This is a genomic window from Pseudomonas sp. R2-7-07 (assembly GCF_003852355.1).
Classification (GTDB): Bacteria; Pseudomonadota; Gammaproteobacteria; order Pseudomonadales; family Pseudomonadaceae; genus Aquipseudomonas.
Genome location: NZ_CP027759.1, coordinates 2,362,927 through 2,384,117, shown reverse-complemented (window position 1 = coordinate 2,384,117; position 21,191 = coordinate 2,362,927). Strand labels below are relative to the sequence as shown.

The following is a 21,191-nucleotide window of genomic DNA, read 5'->3' as shown; positions in this document are numbered from 1 at the left end:
CCTACGCGGCACCCACAATAAAGCGACGGCAACATGACCCGAGCAACGCGCATCACCGACCCTTCCTACGAGTTGATGGACGACCATAACGGCCTGTCCATCATCTATCGCCAGCACGGCTTTCCCTGCCCGCTGGTGCGCTGGCACTTCCATAAGGAATACGAGCTGCACCTGATCGTCGCCAGTTCCGGCAAGGTGTTCATTGGCGACTACATCGGCAACTTCTATCCCGAAAGCCTGTTCCTGACGGGCCCCAATTTGCCGCATAACTGGATCAGCCAGGTGGAGGCCGATGAGACAGTCCCCAAGCGCGACATGCTGGTGAACTTTACCGACGAGTTGCTGGAAAACGGCAGTCAGATCTTCACCGAACTCAGAAGCCTGGCGCCGCTGCTCGAACGCGCCCAGTACGGCATCGAATTCCGCTGCAAAACCACCATCGCGCGAGCCATGGATCTGATGCAGCGCATCGAAGACACCCAGGGCATGGCGCGGCTGGGGCACTTCTTTATCTTGCTGGAAGTATTGAGCGCCTGCGAGGACTACCATCTGCTGTCGGGTGCCACTACACCGCAGCTGGCCGATGAGCACAGCATCGACCGCACCAACCGCGCGGTGGATTATATCTTTGCCCACTACGCCCGCGAGCTACCGTTGGAGGAAGTGGCAGACTACCTGGGCATGAAGCCCACCTATTTTTCCCGCGTGTTCAAACAGGCTACCGGGCGCACGTTTATCGAGTTCGTCAACCGGCTGCGCATCAGCAAGTCCTGCGAGTTGCTGGCCGATGGCGACAAGGCGGTGACGGATGTGTGCTTTGAGTCGGGCTTCAATAACATTTCCAACTTCAACCGGCGCTTTCAGCAGCTCAAGGGCATGACCCCATCGCACTATCGGCGCCTGGCCGTACAACGGTTGACTGAGCGTAACCAGGCCTGAGCCTGACGCAACCCCTCGTCGCTTCTGTCAACTTTGACAGCTATCCGCTCTGCTGCCAGGGGTGTGTGATTTCCTTGCCCGGTCTCACCACTGTACAAGGAGCGCCCACGATGAAAGAACCAACGTCCTCCAACCTGCCCATTCCCCTGTGTGAATCCCCGCCCCACGAACCCCCATCGCCCTCCGCCGTCAACCTTGACCCGCCTTATGTCAACGGCGCACTGCAGCCGAATCTGGATGCTGACGTAGGATTGGGCATTCGACAGATCGATCCGTGGCTGATTGTGACTTTTGAAAAATGGGCGGACTTCAATGTCGGTGACACCTATAAATTTTTCGCCGGCAGTACCAACTATGCTTTGGGTGCAGGCGAGGTTTACCCGGAAGATTTGTACAAGGACCGTGTGCAGTTGGTCATTCCCGCATCGCTGGTGCCCGAAGGCACGATTTATCCCTGCTTCGGTGAAGTGATCAGAGTGGGCAGCGCCACGCCCAGCACATCCCCACCTCAGACCTGGTACACCAAAACCTCACGGCCAGGTGGTCGCAGCATCTACCCATGGTTCCACTCGAACCTGGTAATACACCTGCCTGAAGACCTGGAATACACGCCGCTGGACGCCGAGCGTGCCAAGGCAGGAGTGGACTTGACCTGTGACTTTTATCCGTTCTGCACGGCAGGCGACACTATTGAAGTGTGGTGGAACGGTATCGCTGTTTTTCAAAAAATCGATCAGCAACACGTCGATGGCACCAAGCCCATCATCGTGCATGTACCTGAACAAACGATTATTTCAGGGGGCAGCGGCGCAGTCTCGATTCTCTTCCGGGTGTTTGACCGCGTACTCAACTATTCCGGGGAAGACCCGCAGTGGTCGAAGGTGGTCAAGCTGGAGACCGACCTTGAACCCGGTTTGCTTGATCGGCCGCACTTCGTGGTCGGCGGTGAGTCCGTCGACGAGCTGAATTTTGATACCCATGGAGACGAGGTGTTCACCGCGGAAATGGTCGTTCCTCGGACGCTACCCGCTACGCCCAATGATACCGCCAGACCTACCCCCGCCGGCGCGCTGATCCATGTAACCCTGACCCAGTTTTACCCGGATGGCTCATCCAGCGTGGTGACGCTGCCTGGTTTTCCTGCACGCATCGGCCTTTCGTCCTCCATCGTGCTGGACAATAAGTACCTTGAAGACGTGATCGATGGCCAACTGCGCATCGAATATATCCTGACAACGGCCAGCGGCGCCTTCCTGCGCGCTTCTCGACGCCTGAGTATTCGCGTGTTCGGCACGAAAAAAATGATGCCCCCGATGCGAATCGAGCAGGACGAGGGCGGCCTGATTGATCCGGAACACCCTTTCATCAGAGCCATTTTCCCGGTCTACAGCCCTTACGCCCCCAGCAACAGCGTGACCTTTCGCATGGAAGCACCGCGACCTGGCGGCGGACTGATTGAATACGAAGAAACCGTGAATGCCGGCGCCCCACCGCCACCTGACCGCTTTCGCATCGTACTGCAGGAGGATTTTGCGCCCTTCATTGGCGTGGGACCGGTCAAGGTCTACTACCTCGTCAATGACCATCAAATGCGCGCGCTTGGCCCAGGCGTACAGACGGTGCGCAAGTCCGAAGTGTTGGAAGTCATTTTCGGATCGGTCGTCGCCGAGTTGCCGGCGCCGCAATTGCAGTATGTCGACGTGTTCGACAACCTGGACCCTGCCAGCGTGATCGGAGGTCAGCTCAAGCTGACGTTGCCCTACACACGCACGTTCCCTGGGGACAAGTTCATCTGGGCATGGCTGGGCGCCAACGCCAACGGAACCACTGGAGGGGAAGTCGAACTCTATTCCGACACGGCCGGCAAGCCGGTAGTGGTCCTGGTGGACGAAGCGTTCGTCATTGCCAATGACAATAAGGAAATCCGCCTGAGCTACGCCTTGGCACCCAAGGACGGCAGCCGACGCCGTTATTCGGAGCGCCGGACCATTACCGTGGGCCAGGCGCTGACCCTCAAGCGTCCCGAGGTCGTGCAGGCCACGCGCTATCCCGATCAGTTGGCGGCGGTGGCCGCGATAAAGGGCGCGACTGTCGTCGTCGAGTACCCGCAGATGCTGCCTTCCCATCACGTTCGCTGTTGCTGGACCGGCATTGCGGACATCGGCACTTACTGCGAGACCCAATACGGTAGCTCTTCGAAAGTCCTGCACTTTGATATTGACCCGGAGGTGGTGGGCGCCAACATCCAGGCCCAGGGACACGTCATCCACGTGCAGTACTTCGTCATGCGGGGCGAGCACGAGTCCCCTTCGCCTGTGCTGGCCCTGGAGTTGTTGCCACCGCCGCTGCCTGAACCCTACATAGAAGGCCACTCCTATGATGGCGTGCTGAATATCGGCACATTGAACGGTACCGAACGCGCCATTGAAGACCGCTGGCACTTCAGTCATCGGTTCCAGAGAATGTGGTTCGAGATGTCCGGCACCTACGCTGACGGTTATCCCTTCTATCACACTTTTTACACGGCAGACCTGGTGACACAGGACGGCGAATTGAACGGTATTCGGCCACCGGCGCCGGTCGCTGAATTGCGCAAGCTCAAGGACGGTTCGCCACTGAACATGCGCTTCGGGGTAACGTTCGACCGCAGCGCCGAGCTGGCCAATGCGGTCTGGTTCAAGGAGCGGCGCTATACCATTCAGGCCTTGCCCGCGCAGTTCCCGGTGCCGACGCTGATCGAGGCAACCGGCTCCGGCACACTGGTCACCCTGGCCCCCTTGAACGCACAGTACGGGGCGCATGTGCAAGTGTCCACCAGCCCGATGTATACCAGCGACGTCATCTTCGTGGAGATCGTGGGTAAAACCGCTGCAGGCTCGGCAGTGATCGGGCCGAAGTATGGCGAAACCGATGGCACCGTCATCGTCGACGTGCCCGCTTCAGTGATCGCCGCGAATATCGGCAACACGCCTACGCAGTTCACGATCAGGTATACGGTGACACGAGGCGGGCAAACCCGGCCCTCGGTACCGCTCACGGTCAATCTTGAAAGCCTGCCGCTGAGCGAACTGAGAAAAACCGTGATTCGTATCGATCAAGCATCCGCCAGCGGCGTGATCGATGTGGACGCCCTGCCCGGCAACGCCACCGCAAGGGTGACGACCTTCCCATTCATTGCCCCACACCTGCCCGTATGGCTGTATTTGTACGGTTTCAGAGCCGACGGTACGCCGCATAACCTGACCCTGATGAATGGTTCGAACAAGGCCGAGGTCGACTCGGCCTGGATCAGCCAGGGTTATCACCTGGAAACCGTATTGATCAATTACCTGCGAGACCTTGGCAATCGCAGCCAGCTGACCCTGCAATTCAAAGCGGCGCTCAATGGCGTAAGGGATGAATTGCAAGCGATTGAATTTCCACCCACCCGTTACACGCTGCAAAGCGTGATGATCAAGGAGTGTACGACGTTCAATGACAATTACATGAACTACTGGCTCAGTGAATGGCCGGACGCAGGCATTCGCCGCGAGTCGAATGGCAACTATTTCTGGCAGTCGACACCGACTACCGGCAGGGGCGTCAGTCTGTACAAAGTGCTGACGCCCGCCGCCGAGGGCTACTACCGCGTCAGCTTCCGCTACAGGATCAGCAAGTTTGCCGCGATTGGGGCGCCGACCTTTGTCGAGATTCATCTGGGCACGTTGAAATGGACGCAAAACGTGCCCACGTTGAATACCTGGCTCAGCGTCAATGTGCCGCTCGGTTATTTGCCCGGCAAACCGTTCGAGGCCTCCGTTTCGGTCAGAAACCCAACCACCGGCGGGGTGTATGACATCGATGATATCTGTATCACACAGACGCCGTATCCGACCGTGATGTAGAGGTGAAAAAGGGATCGGTACCTGGGTACCGATCCCTTTTCAATGGCTTGCTGCGGCTTGAAAATGTTGGGGACAGGCAGTTCCGTCAGGGTCTTACACAGGTACGCACGGACTCATCGAACTCCAGCCCGGCCGGGCAGTTAAACGGGTATTGAATATACCGCTGGATGTTGGCGTTATAAACACACCGATGGTATCCACCTACCACATTGGTGCTTTTGAAATAGCCTTCTTTCGTACATGCCGGTTCTCGTGATGCCAACGGCGATTCGGTGCTACAAGCGCTGATAAAACCTGCAATCATCAAGACTAATAGGGCTTTATTGCTTTTGAGGTCTACACGGAAAGGATTCATAAACATCTCCAGGTGGGTGTATGCCACGCCATTAACTCCCCGTTGTTTTTCTGCGTCTACTGTCAGAATTAACAGGTGAGCGCGCCATGACGCTGCGCTACCGCCGTGCCCGTGCAGTGCAAAAAAGTATCAGTCTCAGTGCTCCCAAGGATTTGTCACCGGCGCATTTGAGGGCTGTAATCAACGCACACTCTTCCTGACTCCCTGTGGGAAGACACAACAACAATAACCGTCCTTCTGTAGCCCTCTGGGCGCGGAAATGGAGTGCGCGATGAAGTTCACAGCAAAAGCTCTGCTTGTCTCAACCTGCATGATGACCTGCATGACCCTCAGCGCCGTCAGCCTCGGCGCGCAAACCCTGACCATTGCCACCGTCAACAACAGCGACATGATCCGCATGCAGAAGCTCTCGAAAACCTTCGAGGCCGAGCATCCAGAGATCAAGCTGAACTGGGTGGTGCTCGAAGAAAACGTGCTGCGCCAGCGCCTGACCACCGACATTGCCACCCAGGGCGGCCAGTTCGACGTGTTGACCATCGGTATGTACGAAGCCGCACTCTGGGGCGCCAAGGGTTGGCTGGAGCCGATGAAGGACCTGCCAGCTTCCTACGACCTCGATGACGTGTTCCCTTCGGTACGCGACGGCCTGTCGGTCAAAGGCTCGCTGTACGCCCTGCCGTTCTATGCCGAAAGCTCGATCACCTATTACCGCACCGACCTGTTCAAGGACGCCGGGCTGAGCATGCCCGAGCATCCGACCTGGAGCCAGATCGGCGAATACGCGGCCAAACTCACCGACAAGAGCAAAGAGCAATACGGCCTGTGCCTGCGCGGTAAAGCCGGCTGGGGCGAAAACATGGCGCTGATCACCACGTTGGCCAACGGCTACGGCGCACGCTGGTTCGACGAGAAGTGGCAGCCGCAATTCAATGGCCCCGAGTGGAAAGACGCGCTGAACTTCTACGTCGACAACATGAAAAAATCCGGCCCGCCGGGTGCGTCCAGCAACGGTTTCAACGAAAACCTGGCGCTGTTCAACAGCGGCAAGTGCGCGATCTGGGTGGACGCCAGCGTGGCCGGATCGTTCGTCACCGACAAGAGCCAGAGCAAGGTCGCCGAGCATGTCGGCTTCACCTTTGCCCCACACGAGAAGACCGACAAGGGCACCTCGTGGCTGTACTCCTGGAGCCTGGCGATCCCCACCAGCTCCAAGGCCAAGGACGCCGCCAAGGTGTTCACCACCTGGGCCACCTCCAAGGAATATGGCGCATTGGTCGCCAAGACCGACGGCGTCGCCAACGTACCGCCAGGTACCCGCCAATCCACCTACAGCGACGCGTACATGAAGGCCGCGCCGTTCGCCAAGGTGACCCTGGAATCGCTGAAAGTCGCGGACCCGACCAAACCCACCGAAAAACCGGTGCCATATATCGGTATTCAACTGGTGACCATTCCTGAATTCCAGGCGATCGGTACCCAGGTCGGCAAGTTCTTCTCCGGCGCGCTGACCGGCCAGCAGACGGTGGATGCCGCACTGACGGCCGCACAGACCACCACCGAGCGGGAAATGAAGCGGGCCGGTTACCCCAAGTAGCCCTGCCTCACCACAGTCAAATGTGGGAGGGGGCTTGCTCCCGATAGCACTCTATCAGTTGAAGATTGTGTGACTGACACACTGCTATCGGGAGCAAGCCCCCTCCCACATTGACCGCGTTTGCATGTACCTGACTGGTCTCGAATACCATGAATACAACACCCAAAAACCGCCTGGCCAACCCCGGCTGGTTCCTCGTCAGCCCCTCAGTGGCCTTGCTGCTGCTGTGGATGATCGTGCCCCTGGGCATGACCCTGTACTTCTCCTTGATCCGCTACAACCTGCTCTACCCCGGCGAAAACCAGTTCGTGGGGCTGGAGAACTTCACCTACTTCGTCACCGACTCAGGCTTCCTGCCCGGCGCTACTAACACCCTGTTGCTGGTGGGCAGCGTGCTGCTGATCAGCGTGGTGTTCGGCGTGTTGATCAGTGCGCTGCTGGAGGCCAGTGAGTTCTTCGGTCGCGGCCTGGTGCGGGTGTTGTTGATTTCGCCGTTCTTCATCATGCCCACCGTCGGCGCGTTGATCTGGAAGAACCTGATTTTTCACCCGGTGTCGGGGATTCTCGCTGCGGTGTGGAAGTTCTTTGGCGCAGAACCCGTGGACTGGCTGGCGCACTACCCGCTGCTGTCGATCATCATCATTGTGTCGTGGCAATGGCTGCCCTTCGCCATCCTGCTGCTGATGACCGCCATGCAGTCCCTCGACCAGGAACAAAAGGAAGCCGCACGCCTGGACGGTGCCGGCGCCATCGCGATTTTCTGGCACCTGACCCTGCCGCACCTGGCCCGTCCGATTGCCGTGGTGGTGATGATTGAAACCATCTTTTTGCTCTCGGTGTTCGCCGAAATCTTCACCACCACCAACGGTGGCCCCGGTTACGCCTCGACCAACCTCGCCTACCTGATCTACAACCAGGCGCTGGTGCAGTTCGACGTGGGCATGGCCTCGGCCGGCGGCTTGATCGCCGTGGTCATCGCCAATATCGCGGCGATCATCCTGGTGCGGATGATCGGCAAAAACCTGACTGACAAGCCTTGAGGGCCGCGCCATGACGCTTCAACAATCCCGCCGCCTGCAAAGCCTGTTGCTCGGCACCCTGGCCTGGGCCATCGCCATCCTGATTTTCTTCCCGATCTTCTGGATGGTGCTGACCAGCTTCAAGACCGAAATCGACGCATTCGCCACGCCGCCGCAGTTCATCTTCACGCCGACGCTGGAGAACTACCTGCACATCAACGAGCGCAGCAACTACTTCGCCTACGCCTGGAACTCGGTGCTGATCTCGTTCAGCGCCACCGCTCTGTGCCTGCTGATTTCGGTGCCGGCCGCCTACTCCATGGCCTTCTACGAGACAAAGCGCACCAAGGGCACGCTGCTGTGGATGCTGTCCACCAAGATGCTGCCGCCGGTGGGCGTGTTGATGCCGATCTACCTGCTGGCCAAGAGCTTTGGCCTGCTCGATACGCGCATCGCGCTGATCATCATCTACACCCTGATCAACCTGCCGATCGTGGTGTGGATGGTGTACACCTACTTCAAGGACATTCCCAAGGACATCCTCGAAGCCGCACGTTTGGATGGCGCCACCCTGTGGCAGGAAATGGTGCGGGTGCTGCTGCCGATCGCCAAGGGCGGCCTGGCCTCCACCGTGCTGCTGTCGCTGATCCTGTGCTGGAACGAAGCCTTCTGGTCGTTGAACCTGACGTCATCGAGCGCCGCGCCGCTGACCGCGCTGATCGCCTCCTATTCCAGCCCCGAAGGCTTGTTCTGGGCCAAATTGTCCGCCGTGTCGACCCTGGCCTGCGCGCCGATCCTGATTTTCGGCTGGATCAGCCAGAAACAGCTGGTGCGCGGCCTGTCCTTTGGCGCAGTCAAATAATAATTCCAAGCGGAGGGCCCATCATGGCCAACCTGAAAATCAAGAATCTGCAAAAAGGCTTCGAAGGTTTTTCCATCATCAAGGGCATCGACCTGGAAGTGAACGACAAGGAATTCGTGGTATTCGTCGGCCCGTCGGGCTGTGGCAAATCCACCCTGCTTCGGCTGATCGCCGGCCTTGAGGAAGTCAGCGAAGGCACCATCGAGCTGGACGGGCGCGACATCACCGAAGTGACCCCGGCCAAGCGCGACCTGGCGATGGTGTTCCAGACCTACGCCCTGTACCCGCACATGAGCGTGCGCAAGAACATGTCGTTCGCCCTGGACCTGGCCGGCGTCGACAAGCAACTGGTGGAGAGCAAGGTCAACGAAGCGGCGCGCATTCTGGAGCTGGGCCCGCTGCTGGAGCGCAAGCCCAAGCAGCTCTCCGGCGGCCAGCGCCAGCGCGTGGCGATTGGCCGGGCGATTGTGCGTAACCCGAAGATCTTCCTGTTCGACGAGCCGCTGTCCAACCTCGACGCCGCCCTGCGCGTGCAGATGCGCCTGGAGCTGGCACGCCTGCATAAAGAGCTGCAAGCGACCATGATCTACGTGACCCACGACCAGGTCGAAGCCATGACCCTGGCCGATAAAGTCGTGGTGCTCAACAGCGGGCGCATCGAACAGGTCGGCTCGCCGCTGGACCTGTACCACCAGCCGGCCAACCTGTTTGTGGCGGGCTTTCTCGGCACGCCGAAGATGGGTTTTCTCAAGGGCAAGGTCACGCGTGTCGAAGGCCAGGGCTGTGACGTGCAGCTCGACGCCGGCACCCTGATCAGCCTGCCGCTCAGTGGCCCGACCTTGAGCGTGGGCAGCGCAGTCACCCTGGGCATTCGCCCGGAACACCTGGAAATCGCCACGCCGGGCCAGACCACCCTGACCGTTACCGCCGACGTCGGCGAACGCCTGGGCAGCGACACCTTCTGCCACGTCATCACCGCCAACGGCGAGCCTTTGACGATGCGCATTCGCGGCGACATGGCCAGCCAATATGGCGAAACGCTGCACCTGCACCTCGACCCGGCCCACTGCCATCTGTTCGACACCGACGGCGTGGCCGTGGCCCGTCCCCTGCGCGCCGCCGCCTGATTTCGCGAGTATTGACGCTATGAAGCTGAATAAACAGAACCTCACCCAGTTGGCACCCGACGTGAAAGTGCCGGCCTATGCCATCGCCAATACATCCCAGGGCATTGCGCATATCGGCGTCGGCGGTTTCCACCGCGCGCACCAGGCGTTTTACACCGACGCCCTGATGAACACCGGCGAGGGCCTGGACTGGAGCATCTGCGGCGTTGGCCTGCGGGCCGAAGACCGCAAGGCCCGCGATGATCTGGCCGGCCAGGATTATCTGTTCACCCTGTATGAACTGGGCGACACCGACGACACCGAAGTACGCGTGATCGGCGCCATCAGCGACATGTTGCTGGCAGAAGACGGCGCCCAGGCCCTGATCGATAAACTGGCCGAACCGGCCATCCGTATCGTGTCGCTGACCATCACCGAAGGCGGCTACTGCATCGACGACAGCAACGGCCAATTCATGGCTCACCTGCCGCAGATCCAGCATGACCTGGCGCACCCCGGCGCACCAAAGACCGTGTTCGGCTTTCTCTGCGCCGCGCTGACCCAACGCCGCGCCGCCGGCACCCCGGCGTTCAGCGTGATGTCCTGCGATAACCTGCCCCACAACGGCGCCGTCACCCGCAAGGCCCTGCTCGCATTCGCCGCGCTGCACGATGCGCAACTGCATGACTGGATCGAAGCCAATGTGAGCTTTCCGAACGCCATGGTCGACCGCATCACGCCAATGACCAGCACCGCCCACCGCCTGCAACTGCATGATGAGCACGGCATCGACGATGCCTGGCCAGTGGTGTGCGAACCCTTTGTGCAATGGGTGCTGGAAGACAAGTTCGTCAACGGCCGCCCGGCCTGGGAAAAGGTCGGCGTGCAGTTCACCGATGACGTGACGCCTTACGAAGAAATGAAGATCGGCCTGCTCAACGGCAGCCACCTGGCCCTGACGTACCTGGGCTTTCTCAAGGGCTACCGGTTTGTTCACGACACCATGAACGACCCGCTGTTCGTCGCCTACATGCGCGCCTACATGGACCTCGACGTCACGCCACACCTGGCGCCGGTGCCGGGTATCGACCTGACGGCGTACAAGCAGACCCTGGTCGACCGCTTCTCCAACCAGGCAATTGCCGACCAGTTGGAACGGGTGTGCTCGGACGGTTCGTCGAAGTTTCCCAAGTTCACCGTGCCGACCATCAACCGCCTGATCGCCGATGGGCGTGAGACTGAACGCGCGGCGCTGGTGGTGGCCGCCTGGGCCTTGTACCTGAAGGGTGTCGACGAAAATGGCGTGGCCTACACGATTCCCGATCCGCGTGCCGCGTTCTGCCAGGCGCTGGTCAGTGATGACGCCCTGATCAGCCAGCGTCTGCTGGGGGTTGAAGAGATTTTCGGCACGGCTATTCCCAACTCGCCTGCATTTGTGGCAGCGTTCGAGCGGTGTTATGTGAGCCTGCGTGACAACGGCGTCAGCGCGACCCTACAGAACCTCCTGAACAAACTGGCTTAAAACTGTGGGAGGGGGCTTGCTCCCGATAGCGGTATATCAGTCACAGATTTATCAACTGAACCACTGCAATCGGGAGCAAGCCCCCTCCCACATTTGACTGTATTACCACTCCAACAATAAGACTGCTGAGCAAATCATCATGACCCAGCAAAACCTGTTCCTCGGCATCGACTGCGGCACCCAGGGCACCAAAGCCATCGTCCTCGACGCTTCCAGCGGCAAGGTGCTGGGCCTGGGCGCCGCCGCGCACACCTTGATCAGCGGCGCCAACGGCCGGCGTGAGCAACACACCCAGGAATGGCTGGACGCCTTCACCGAAGCCACCCACCGCGCCCTGCAACAGGCCGGGGTGGACGGCCAGGACATCCTCGGCATCGGTGTTTCCGGCCAGCAACACGGCCTGGTGTTGCTCGATGCCCAGGGCCAGGTGCTGCGCCCGGCAAAATTGTGGTGCGACACCGAAACCGCCGCGGAAAATGAGCGCCTGTTGCACTACCTGGGCGGCGAAAGCGGCTCGCTGGAGCGTCTGGGCGTGGCCATTGCGCCGGGCTACACGGTGTCCAAACTGCTCTGGACCCGCGAACAGCACCCGGACCTCTTTGCGCGCATCGCCCATATCCTGCTGCCCCACGACTACCTCAATTACTGGCTCACCGGCCGCGCCGTCGCCGAATACGGCGATGCCTCGGGCACCGGCTACTTCAACGTGCGCCGCCGTGAATGGGACGTGGCGCTGCTTGAGCACATCGACCCCAGTGGTCGTCTGCAGGCGGCGCTGCCTGAGCTGATTGAAGCCGATCAAGCCGTGGGCACGATCCTGCCGGCCATCGCCGAGCGGCTGGGCATCAACCCCAACGCGGTGGTCGCCAGCGGCGGCGGCGATAACATGATGGGCGCCATCGGCACCGGCAACATCGCCCCCGGGGTGATCACCATGAGCCTGGGCTCATCGGGCACCGTCTACGCCTTTGCAGACCAGCCCAACGTCAGCCCCCAGGCGTCGGTCGCCACCTTCTGCGCATCCAGCGGCGGCTGGTTGCCGTTGATCTGCACCATGAACCTGACCAACGCCACCGGGGTGATCCGCGAGCTGTTCGAGCTCGACCTGCACGCCTTCAACGCCCTGGTCGAGCAGGCCCCCATCGGCGCGGACGGCGTAAGCATGCTGCCGTTCCTCAACGGCGAGCGGGTGCCCGCCCTGCCACAGGCCACCGGCAGCCTGCACGGCCTGACCATGACCAACCTGACCCGCGCCAACCTGTGCCGCGCGGTGGTCGAAGGCACCACTTTCGGCTTGCGCTACGGCCTGGACCTGCTGCGCCAAACCGGCCTGCAAAGCCTGCGCATCCGCTTGATCGGCGGCGGTTCGAAAAGCCCGCTGTGGCGGCAGATGGTCGCCGATATCATGAACACCGAAGTGGTCTGTACCGAACAGAGCGAGGCCGCGGCCCTGGGCGCGGCGATCCAGGCGGCGTGGTGCCAGTCCGGCGAATCCCTGGCCAGCCTGTGCGACAAATGCGTGAGTCTTGACCCGGCCAGCCGTACCGCGCCGGTGCCGGCCAACGTGAGCGCCTATCAACAGGCCTATGAGCGCTATCAACAGCTTGTGGCAACCCTTTAAGAGCGAGTGACTATGTATCTGGTGTGTGGTGAAGCGCTGTTCGATTTTTTCAGCGAGGAGGATGCCGACGGGCGGGCTGCCAAGCTCAATTACACGGCGATTGCCGGTGGTTCGCCGTTCAACGTGGCGGTGGGCCTGCGCCGCTTGGGGATCGAGTCCGGGTTCTTCGCCGGGATCTCCCATGACTACCTGGGCCGGCGCTTGCTACAAGTGCTCAAAGACGAAGGCGTGAGTGAAGATTTCCTGGTGCCCTTCGACGCGCCGACCACCCTGGCCATGGTGGCCGTGGGTGCCAATGGTTCACCGCAATACAGCTTTCGTGGCGAAGGCTGTGCAGACCGGCAACTGCAGATGACGCACCTGCCGCCCCTGGGTGATGAGATTCGCGGGCTGCATGTGGGCTCGTTTTCCCTGGTGGTACAGCCGATTGGCGACACACTGCTGGCGCTGGTCAAGCGCGAAAGCGGCAAGCGCCTGATCAGCCTCGACCCTAACGTACGGCTGAACCCGCAACCGGACATCCAGCTGTGGCGCGACCGTGTGACGGAGTTGGTCAAGCATGCGGATTTGATCAAGGTCAGCGATGAAGACCTGCACCTGCTCTACCCCGAGCAGTCGCCGGAAAGCGTGCTGCAAGGCTGGCTGCAACACCGCTGCCAGTTGGTATTTCTCACCCGTGGCGGCGATGGCGCCAGCGTGTTCAGCCGCCGCCACGGCAACTGGTCGCAACCGGCAATCGACATCGTGATGGCCGATACGGTGGGTGCCGGCGACACCTTCCAGGCGGCGCTGATCGCCTGGTTGACCGAGCACCGCTTGGACTCGGTCGCAGGGCTGCAACAGCTCAGCCGCGAACAGATCGACGCCATGCTCGGCTTTGCGATTCGCGCCGCAGCGCTGACCTGCACCCGCACCGGGCCGGACCTGCCTTACCGCAGCCAGCTCGGCTGAGCGCTCCACAGGCCACGCACTGCGTGGCCTGCAACCTTTTGTCAGAAATTTCACCGATGAACGAGGTGTGTGCTAGACCAAAGAACAGCAGTAATAAAAACACAACGTAGGACACGTTATGACCAAGGTCTCAGGCTTTCCAACCCGAGCCGTTATTGCTGTCGGCATCCTTTCACTGCAGTACATCACCCCCCAGGCCGCGCATTCCGCGTGTGCCTTTACCCCAGGTTTAGGCGACGATACCTACGTCTGCGACAGCGGCACCAGCACCGCCGGACTCACCGATCTTCAGGGCAACAATCGTCTGTCGCTGCCCGCCGGTGGTACGGGAACCGTCAACGGCCCTGTCACGTTCGGCGCGGGCGAAGATCGAATCCGGATTGATGCCGGCAGCATCCTGGGTGCTGTGCAACAAGGCTCCGGCATCGATGACTTCGTTATGAACGGCGGGCGAATTCCTTCTCTGGCCCAGGGCGATGGCCTCGACACCTTCCTGATGACCAACGGCGTCATCGAAAGAGAATTCGTCGACGGTGACGTGGCGAGACAAACCGGCGGCACGATTGGCCGGGTCGACATGAAGCTGGACGATAACGTATACGAGATGACCGGCGGCGAGATCCTCGGCAACCTGGTCACCGGGTTCGGCAAGGACAGGGTCGACATCTCGGGAACAGGCAGCGTAGGCGGCAACATCAGCACCAGCGGCGGCGATGACATCATCAGGGTGAGCGGCGGCGTGACCAAAGGTGAAATCCGCGCCAGTTTCGGCAACGACACGTTCACCTGGCGCAACGGCGGTGAGATCCAGTCTTCAGTATTGATGGGCGATGGTGACGATACCGCCTTGCTCAGCGGCCTTACTGAAAGCCGGTTGGCCGCTACGCCGTCGATTGACGGTGGTCTGGGCAATGATCAGCTGACATTGGATAACACCACCTCCGGCAACGCTGCGCGCTATGTCGGCTGGGAGACGGTCAACCTCAATAACGCCTCGCGTTTTGACCTGGCCGGGGATTTTTTCCTCGGCGACGGCACCAGCAACACCGGTACGTTCAACATCGATGGCAGCAGTACCCTGGCCGTGACGCAAGGCGCCATTCGCCCTTACACCACCGGCCAATTGGCCACGCTGAACAACGCCGGCACGATCGACATGACCACCGGCAGCGCCAGTGCCGCCGATGCGCTCACGGTGCATGGCAATTACGTGGGCAACAACGGTCAACTGTGGCTGCAAACCGTGCTCGGTGACGACAACTCCGCCACCGACAAGCTGGTGGTGTCCAATGGCACGCTCAGCGGCCATACCCAGTTGGCCGTGACCAACCTCGGCGGTGCCGGTGGCTTTACCCAGAACAGCGGCATCGAGGTGGTCCAGGCCGTCAACGGCGCGGTGAGCAGCACGGATGCCTTCGCCCTCAAGGGCTCGGTGTCGGCCGGTGCTTATGAATACCGGCTGTTCAAAGGCGGCGTGACCGCCGGCACGGAAAACAACTGGTACCTGCGCTCCTCGGTGGTGGCCGTGCAGCCACCCGCCGTGCCGCCAGTGCCACCCACTCCGCCGGTGGTGGTGCCGGTTCCGCCGATTCCGCCGACGCCGCCGGTGGTCGACCCCGATGAACCCCCGGTGGAGCCACCGACCGCGCAGCCGGTCGCGCCGATCGAGCCCCCGGCGCCGGCGCCGAGCCAAGTCGCGGCAGCCACTTCACCGCAATCGGCCGCCAGCAACCCGGCCGTGCCGACGGCGGTGCCCGGTGCCGAACCTATCGCGCTGTACCGTTTGGAAGTGCCGGTGTACTCGATAGTGGTCCCCGCCGCGCAAGTCATGACCCGCATGGCCCTGGGCACCTTCCACGAGCGCCAGGGCGAGCAAAGCCTGCTCAGCGAAACCGGCGCGGTGCCGGCGGGCTGGGCGCGGGCCTATGGCAGCGACTTCAACAAGCGTTGGTCGGGCACCGTATCGCCAAGCTTCGACGGCAGCGTCAAGGGCTATCAGGTGGGGCACGACCTCTACGCTGCGCACACCAGCGGTGGGCAACTGCAACGGTTTGGCTTGTTCGTCGGGCAGAGTCGCTTGAACGGCGACGTCAAGGGATTTGCCGAAGGCTTCCAGGACCGGCGCTCGGGACGGGTGAAACTGGATGGCGACAATTTCGGCGCCTACTGGACCCTCACCGGCTCCGAAGGTGGGTACGTCGATGTGGTCACGATGTTCACGCGCCTGGACGGTGAAAACAAATCCGACCGTGGCGTGAAGATGAACACCAAGGGCCATGCCCTGGCGCTGTCCGCGGAAGCGGGTTATCCGATCACCCTGTCCGAGCAGTGGGTGGTGGAGCCCCAGGTCCAGGTGATCCGCCAGACCATCGACCTGGACAGCCAGCACGACGGCATTTCCAAGGTAGCGTTCGATTCCCAGGAATACTGGACCGGCCGTCTTGGCGCACGTCTCAAAGGCCGCTACCTGGTGGGCAACACCCCCGTCGAACCCTACGTGCGCGCCAATGCCTGGCGTACCTTCGGCGGCAGGGACACGGTGACTTACGATGATGTGGACCGCATCAAGAGCGATCACAAGGCGTCCACCGCCGATCTCGGCGTGGGGCTTGTCGCCCGATTGTCGTCAACGGTGAGCGTTTACCTGGCGGCGGACTACACCACCAACCTGGATGGCAACGCCCAGGAGGGCGTGAGCGGCAATGCCGGGGTGCGTATGAGTTGGTAAAGACCGTGTGGTTTGAGGGCCTGGTCAATACCAGGCCCACAGGTCAGCGTTGAACGAAGCACACCCTTAAAATCTGCGCCCTCCTGCTCGTTGCAGGACGGGCGTGTGGCTGTGCTTGAGGTCTTCACGCAGTTCAGCGATCAGGTTGCAAATGGCGCGACTGCTGTCGAGTTTGTCGGCGTTTATACCCTTGACCTCCAAGTCCACTCGATCACGGTCGCGGTCGTCGTACACCTTGATTGTCAGTGAAGCGTCTTCGGCTTTGGTGCACTCACACCGCTTAGGCAGGAAACTTCCTTCAATAATGCTGCGAAGCTCTAGTTCCGAAAGCATGGCTAACCTCTCCTTTGTTGAGACTGCCAATGGTTTTATAAGTATCCGGCAGGCACTTGCCTGCCACGTCTTGCCGGCCCTGGAAGACGCCTACAGAAATAAGCCTACTCGGCAAAATCTCCTGCTGTTGTAACCATTCTTCATAAGCGCTGACGGCGCTTATATATGAAAAAACTGACTGTCTGCATCCTCGTCGAACCACTTCGATTAAACGTTTAACCCACAGGATGCGTGCGCAGGCCGGTTTTTCCAGCAACATATGGCAACCAATTTATCTGTCGCCGTTGGGTCGAGAGGGACTTACGCAAACCATACGAAACATATACGCTTCGTATATCAACCCAACACAGTGAAGCTTATGGGCATCGTCAAGATCACCGACCAACTGCACGAACAGCTGCGCTTGGCCAGCGCCGCGATGGACCGCTCCATCAACGCCCAGGCCGAGTTCTGGATCAAGATCGGCCTGCTGGCTGAACTCAATCCCCACCTGCCCTACAACGAGCTGATCAACAAGCTGTTGCTGGACAAACCCGACCTGATCCGAGGGCGCAGCCAATGATCAAGACGCCACAACAGCTGGTGGTCATGCGCGAAGCCGGGCGCCTGCTGGCCCAGGTGTTCAGCATGCTCGACACCTTTGTCGTCGCCGGCCGCTCCACCCTGGAGCTGGACAGCGCCGTCGAAACCTTCATCCGCCAGGAGCTCAAAGCCCGCCCGGCCAGCCTCGGGCAATATGACTACCCCTTCTGCATCAATACCTCGATCAACGAAGTGGTGTGTCACGGCATGCCCAGCGCCACGCAATTGCTCAAGGATGGCGACATCATCAATATCGACATCACCCTGGAAAAAGGTGGCTTTATCGCCGACTCCAGCAAGATGTACATGATCGGTAATGTCTCCCCCAAGGCGCGGCGCCTGGTAGAGATGACCTTCGAGGCCATGTGGGCGGGCATCCGCCAGGTGCGGCCCGGCGCCCGCCTGGGTGATATTGGCCATGCGATCCAGCACCATGCGCATACCAATGGCTACAGCGTGGTGCGTGAATACTGCGGCCACGGCATTGGCCAGGAAATGCACGAAGAGCCGCAAATCCTGCACTTCGGCCGCCCCGGCACCGGGCTGGAGCTGCGTGAAGGCATGGTGTTCACCATTGAACCGATGCTCAACCAGGGCAGCGCGAAGGTGCGCAGCCTCAAGGATGGCTGGACGGTGGTGACCAAAGACAACAGCCTCTCGGCGCAATGGGAACACACGGTAGCGGTCACGGCCGATGGGTTCGAAGTATTGACGCTGCAAGCGAGCGCTTGAACCTCAAGCCACCTGCTTGATCGCGGCCTTGGCCTCCAGCTCACGCACCAGTGGCAACACGCGTTTGCCGAAGTACTCCACCTCTTCCTGGAAATGCAGGAAACCGGCCAGCACCAGGTCCACGCCCACCGCCTTGAGCGCCACGATGCGCTCGGCGATCTGCTGCGGCGTGCCAATCAGGTTGGTCTTGAAGCCGTCGTTGTACTGCACCAGGTCTTCAAAGCTGGACTTGGCCCAGTTGCCCTCGCCTTCCGGCGATGCCTTGCCCGCTTGTCTGGCCGCGTCACCGAAGGCGTTGACCGCTTCCGGGTCGGCTTGGTCGATGATCTCGGCGAGCACGGCACGCGCTTCTTCCTCGGTGTCGCGGGCGATCACGAAGGCGTTGACGCCGACTTTGACCGAATGGTTATTCGCCGCCGCCTTGGCGCGGATGTCATCGACCTGGGCCTTGATGCCTTCCGGGGTATTACCGTTGGTGAAGTACCAGTCCGACACCCGCGCGGCCATGTCCCGCGCCGCCCGCGAACTGCCGCCCTGGAACACCTCGGGCTGGCCCAGCGGCTTGGGCTTGAGGGTGTAGTTGTTGAAGCGGTAGAAATCGCCCTTGAAGGTGAAATCGTCCTGGGTCCAGATGCCTTTCAAGGCGCGGATGAATTCTTCGGAGCGGCGATAGCGCTCATCGTGTTCCAGCCAGGGTTCACCGATGGCCTGGAACTCGCCCTTGAACCAGCCGCTGACGATATTCACCGCGATACGCCCGTTGGTGAGCTGGTCGATGGTTGCCAGTTGCTTGGCCGCCAGCGCCGGTTGCCACGGACCCGGCAGGATCGCGGCAATCACCTTGAGGGTGGTGGTCGCCGCCAGCAGCGCGTGGCTGAAGGCCACTGATTCGTGCTGGTTCTCGGCGCCGTAGCCGGCAGTGAAGCGGATCTGGGTTAGGCCATATTCGAAGCCGGCGGCTTCGGCCAGTTGCGCCAGTTTACGGTTGTAGTCGATGCCCCAGTGGGTACGTTGTTCGATCTTGCTGACCACCAACCCACCGCTGACGTTGGGCACCCAATAGGCAAATTTCACGGCTTGCTGACTCATTGAACGGTTCCTCGCACACAGGGATGTACCCAGGGCTTGAGCAGCAAGCGTGCCAGCCACGGTTAAACGCCCTGGCCGTGCGGGTCGCGGCGCAAAACCCAGGGTTTGCACGGCGTGCCGCGACTGTCATGGATCGCTGCGCTTTGTCCAAACGCTGTTGCTGGAGCAACAGCGGCGGGCGTCCCCGCGCCGTAAACACGGGCCGGCGTGCCCGGCACGGAGTGTGCAACCACCCTGGGACTTGATCACTGCCCAGGAGCCCACCCCCATGACCGAGCAACACGTCATCAACCCGCTGTCCATCGGCGTCGACTACACCACCCTGGCCGAGCGTTTCCGCCCTATTTTCCAGCGCATCGCCGACGGCGCGGTTGAACGCGAGCACAGCCGCACCCTGCCCCATGAGCCGATCCGCTGGTTGAAGGAAGCCGGCTTTGGCGCGGTGCGAGTGCCGGTGGAATATGGCGGTGGCGGCGCGTCCCTGCCGCAGCTGTTCGAACTGCTGATCGAACTCGCCGCCGCCGACTCCAACGTGCCCCAGGCCCTGCGCGGGCATTTCGCGTTTGCCGAAGACCGCCTGAACGCGCCGCCGGGCGCGGGGCGCGACCTGTGGTTCAAGCGCTTTGTCGACGGCGATCTCGTCGGCTGTGCCTGGACAGAAATCGGCATTGTCGCGATCGGCGACGTGGTGACCCAGGTCAGCCCCAACGGCGACGACTGGGCCCTCAACGGTGAAAAGTTCTACAGCACCGGCAGCCTCTTTTCCGACTGGATCGACGTGTACGCCCGGCGCAGCGACACCGGCGGCGACGTGATCGCCGCCACCCGCACCCGCCAGCCAGGCGTGGTGCAAAGCGATGACTGGGACGGCTCCGGCCAGCGCACCACCGGCAGCGGCACCACGCGCTTTACCGATGCGGTGGTCGAAGCGCACAACGTGATCGACTTTGCCGAGCGCTTCAAATACCAGACCGCGTTCTATCAACTGGTGTTGCTGGCCACCCTGGCCGGCATCGGCCGCGCGGCGCTCAACGACGTGGCCCAGCAGGTACGCAGCCGCAAGCGCATCTACAGCCACGGCAATGCCCCGCACGTCAGCCAGGACGCGCAGGTTCAACAGGTAGTCGGCGAAGTCGCTGCGCTGGTTTACGCCGCCCAGGCCAGTGCGTTGAAAGCCGCGCTGCCGGCGCAACGGGCTTATCTGGCACGTTTCGGTGGGGATGAGGTGGCCGAGCGCGAGGCCAACGTGGCGGCCGAGATCGAATCGGCGACGGCCCAGGTGGTGGTCTCGGAGCTGATCCAGCGTGCCACCAGCCAACTGTTCAACGCGTTGGGAGCCTCGGATGTGCGCCAAGGCAAGGCCCTGGACCGGCACTGGCGCAATGCGCGGACGGTGGCGTCGCACAATCCGCTGATCTACAAGGCGCGGATCGTCGGTGACTGGGTGATCAACGGCACTGAGCCGCCGTTTGTCTGGCAAATCGGCAACGGCCCGTCCAAGGCCTGAGGCCGGTTCCACATGTGGAGGGGCTTGCTTCCGATAGCGGTGGGTCAGTCATGGGTGTGTTGCTGACATCCCCTCATCGGGGCATAGGTATCTACACAACTTTGGCGTAGCCCTGAACCTGTGACGGCTCAGCAGCCGAAGCCTCTCTAACTGCCGCCCCGCGCTCCAAATGTGGGAGGGGGCTTGCCCCCGATGGCGGCCTGACAGCCGACCAGGATGTTGGATCAAGGCGAGTACATATCCGTTGCTGCGGTAACGGCGGCTTAGGGTTCCGCCCTTACGGCGTCTCACTTTTGAAAAGCGCAAAAGTAAGCAAAACGCTCTTGCCCCACCACTCGGCACCTCGCCTAGGCTCGGTGTGCCCGTA

The 21,191-nt window shown here is 61.2% G+C and carries 16 protein-coding genes; 13 read left to right on the top strand and 3 right to left on the bottom strand.

What is annotated here, in order from left to right; all coding sequences use genetic code 11:
* Positions 1-33: 33 nt before the first annotated feature.
* Together C4J86_RS10960 and C4J86_RS10955 are read left to right on the top strand one after the other, a co-directional pair.
* Entirely contained in the window at positions 34-939 is a 906-nt protein-coding gene (locus C4J86_RS10960) for an AraC family transcriptional regulator (protein WP_124362431.1), read from the top strand.
* 110 nt (positions 940-1,049) lie between these two features.
* A complete protein-coding gene (locus tag C4J86_RS10955) occupies positions 1,050-4,823 on the top strand; it encodes a hypothetical protein (protein WP_124370390.1) in 3,774 nt (1,257 codons plus the stop codon).
* A gap of 85 nt (positions 4,824-4,908) precedes the next feature.
* Here C4J86_RS10955 and C4J86_RS10950 read toward each other — a convergent pair whose 3' ends face one another.
* A complete protein-coding gene (locus C4J86_RS10950; RefSeq protein ID WP_164487769.1) occupies positions 4,909-5,178 on the bottom strand; it encodes a chitin binding peritrophin-A domain-containing protein in 270 nt (89 codons plus the stop codon).
* A 310-nt stretch (positions 5,179-5,488) separates the two neighbouring features.
* Between C4J86_RS10950 and C4J86_RS10945 the strand changes: the two genes are divergently transcribed.
* The 8 genes from C4J86_RS10945 (at position 5,489) to C4J86_RS10910 (ending at position 16,581) form a co-directional block, all read left to right on the top strand.
* Positions 5,489-6,772, top strand: a complete 1,284-nt coding sequence (locus tag C4J86_RS10945; RefSeq protein ID WP_372238014.1) for a sugar ABC transporter substrate-binding protein — start codon at positions 5,489-5,491, stop codon at positions 6,770-6,772.
* 149 nt (positions 6,773-6,921) lie between these two features.
* On the top strand, positions 6,922-7,812 hold the full coding sequence (locus C4J86_RS10940) for a carbohydrate ABC transporter permease (protein ID WP_065952553.1): 891 nt from the start codon (positions 6,922-6,924) through the stop codon (positions 7,810-7,812).
* A gap of 10 nt (positions 7,813-7,822) precedes the next feature.
* Positions 7,823-8,653 (top strand): carbohydrate ABC transporter permease, encoded by an 831-nt coding sequence (locus C4J86_RS10935; protein ID WP_003233033.1) that lies wholly within the window; start codon positions 7,823-7,825, stop codon positions 8,651-8,653.
* 23 nt (positions 8,654-8,676) lie between these two features.
* On the top strand, positions 8,677-9,780 hold the full coding sequence (locus C4J86_RS10930; protein WP_124370387.1) for an ABC transporter ATP-binding protein: 1,104 nt from the start codon (positions 8,677-8,679) through the stop codon (positions 9,778-9,780).
* Between the two features lie 19 nt (positions 9,781-9,799).
* Positions 9,800-11,281 carry a mannitol dehydrogenase family protein gene (locus C4J86_RS10925; protein WP_124370386.1) on the top strand — a complete coding sequence of 494 codons (1,482 nt, stop codon included), beginning with the start codon at positions 9,800-9,802 and terminating at the stop codon, positions 11,279-11,281.
* Between the two features lie 139 nt (positions 11,282-11,420).
* A complete protein-coding gene (gene xylB, locus C4J86_RS10920; RefSeq protein WP_124370385.1) occupies positions 11,421-12,902 on the top strand; it encodes a xylulokinase in 1,482 nt (493 codons plus the stop codon).
* A 12-nt stretch (positions 12,903-12,914) separates the two neighbouring features.
* A complete protein-coding gene (locus C4J86_RS10915; protein ID WP_124370384.1) occupies positions 12,915-13,853 on the top strand; it encodes a carbohydrate kinase in 939 nt (312 codons plus the stop codon).
* A 118-nt stretch (positions 13,854-13,971) separates the two neighbouring features.
* Positions 13,972-16,581, top strand: coding sequence for an autotransporter outer membrane beta-barrel domain-containing protein (locus tag C4J86_RS10910; RefSeq protein ID WP_124370383.1), 2,610 nt, complete (start codon positions 13,972-13,974; stop codon positions 16,579-16,581).
* 66 nt (positions 16,582-16,647) lie between these two features.
* Here the strand turns inward: C4J86_RS10910 and C4J86_RS10905 are convergent, their stop codons facing one another.
* The gene (locus tag C4J86_RS10905; RefSeq protein ID WP_124370382.1) at positions 16,648-16,914 is read right to left on the bottom strand and encodes a DUF1652 domain-containing protein; all 267 of its coding nucleotides are present in this window, start codon (positions 16,912-16,914) and stop codon (positions 16,648-16,650) included.
* A gap of 358 nt (positions 16,915-17,272) precedes the next feature.
* Between C4J86_RS10905 and C4J86_RS10900 the strand changes: the two genes are divergently transcribed.
* Together C4J86_RS10900 and map are read left to right on the top strand one after the other, a co-directional pair.
* Entirely contained in the window at positions 17,273-17,476 is a 204-nt protein-coding gene (locus C4J86_RS10900; protein ID WP_124362422.1) for a ParD-like family protein, read from the top strand.
* Positions 17,473-18,228, top strand: coding sequence for a type I methionyl aminopeptidase (gene map, locus C4J86_RS10895; RefSeq protein ID WP_124370381.1), 756 nt, complete (start codon positions 17,473-17,475; stop codon positions 18,226-18,228). Before C4J86_RS10900 ends, map begins: the two co-directional genes overlap by 4 nt.
* A gap of 3 nt (positions 18,229-18,231) precedes the next feature.
* Here map and sfnG read toward each other — a convergent pair whose 3' ends face one another.
* Positions 18,232-19,317 carry a dimethylsulfone monooxygenase SfnG gene (gene sfnG, locus C4J86_RS10890; RefSeq protein WP_124370380.1) on the bottom strand — a complete coding sequence of 362 codons (1,086 nt, stop codon included), beginning with the start codon at positions 19,315-19,317 and terminating at the stop codon, positions 18,232-18,234.
* Between the two features lie 268 nt (positions 19,318-19,585).
* Between sfnG and C4J86_RS10885 the strand changes: the two genes are divergently transcribed.
* The gene (locus C4J86_RS10885; RefSeq protein WP_124370379.1) at positions 19,586-20,824 is read left to right on the top strand and encodes an acyl-CoA dehydrogenase family protein; all 1,239 of its coding nucleotides are present in this window, start codon (positions 19,586-19,588) and stop codon (positions 20,822-20,824) included.
* The last annotated feature ends 367 nt before the right edge of the window (positions 20,825-21,191 follow it).

Coding starts and splice junctions, on each gene's coding strand:
- C4J86_RS10960 (WP_124362431.1), top strand. CDS start 34: ATGACCCGAGCAACGCGCATCACCGACCCTTCCTACGAGTTGATGGAC.
- C4J86_RS10955 (WP_124370390.1), top strand. CDS start 1,050: ATGAAAGAACCAACGTCCTCCAACCTGCCCATTCCCCTGTGTGAATCC.
- C4J86_RS10950 (WP_164487769.1), bottom strand. CDS start 5,178: ATGAATCCTTTCCGTGTAGACCTCAAAAGCAATAAAGCCCTATTAGTC.
- C4J86_RS10945 (WP_372238014.1), top strand. CDS start 5,489: ATGATGACCTGCATGACCCTCAGCGCCGTCAGCCTCGGCGCGCAAACC.
- C4J86_RS10940 (WP_065952553.1), top strand. CDS start 6,922: ATGAATACAACACCCAAAAACCGCCTGGCCAACCCCGGCTGGTTCCTC.
- C4J86_RS10935 (WP_003233033.1), top strand. CDS start 7,823: ATGACGCTTCAACAATCCCGCCGCCTGCAAAGCCTGTTGCTCGGCACC.
- C4J86_RS10930 (WP_124370387.1), top strand. CDS start 8,677: ATGGCCAACCTGAAAATCAAGAATCTGCAAAAAGGCTTCGAAGGTTTT.
- C4J86_RS10925 (WP_124370386.1), top strand. CDS start 9,800: ATGAAGCTGAATAAACAGAACCTCACCCAGTTGGCACCCGACGTGAAA.
- xylB (WP_124370385.1), top strand. CDS start 11,421: ATGACCCAGCAAAACCTGTTCCTCGGCATCGACTGCGGCACCCAGGGC.
- C4J86_RS10915 (WP_124370384.1), top strand. CDS start 12,915: ATGTATCTGGTGTGTGGTGAAGCGCTGTTCGATTTTTTCAGCGAGGAG.
- C4J86_RS10910 (WP_124370383.1), top strand. CDS start 13,972: ATGACCAAGGTCTCAGGCTTTCCAACCCGAGCCGTTATTGCTGTCGGC.
- C4J86_RS10905 (WP_124370382.1), bottom strand. CDS start 16,914: ATGCTTTCGGAACTAGAGCTTCGCAGCATTATTGAAGGAAGTTTCCTG.
- C4J86_RS10900 (WP_124362422.1), top strand. CDS start 17,273: ATGGGCATCGTCAAGATCACCGACCAACTGCACGAACAGCTGCGCTTG.
- map (WP_124370381.1), top strand. CDS start 17,473: ATGATCAAGACGCCACAACAGCTGGTGGTCATGCGCGAAGCCGGGCGC.
- sfnG (WP_124370380.1), bottom strand. CDS start 19,317: ATGAGTCAGCAAGCCGTGAAATTTGCCTATTGGGTGCCCAACGTCAGC.
- C4J86_RS10885 (WP_124370379.1), top strand. CDS start 19,586: ATGACCGAGCAACACGTCATCAACCCGCTGTCCATCGGCGTCGACTAC.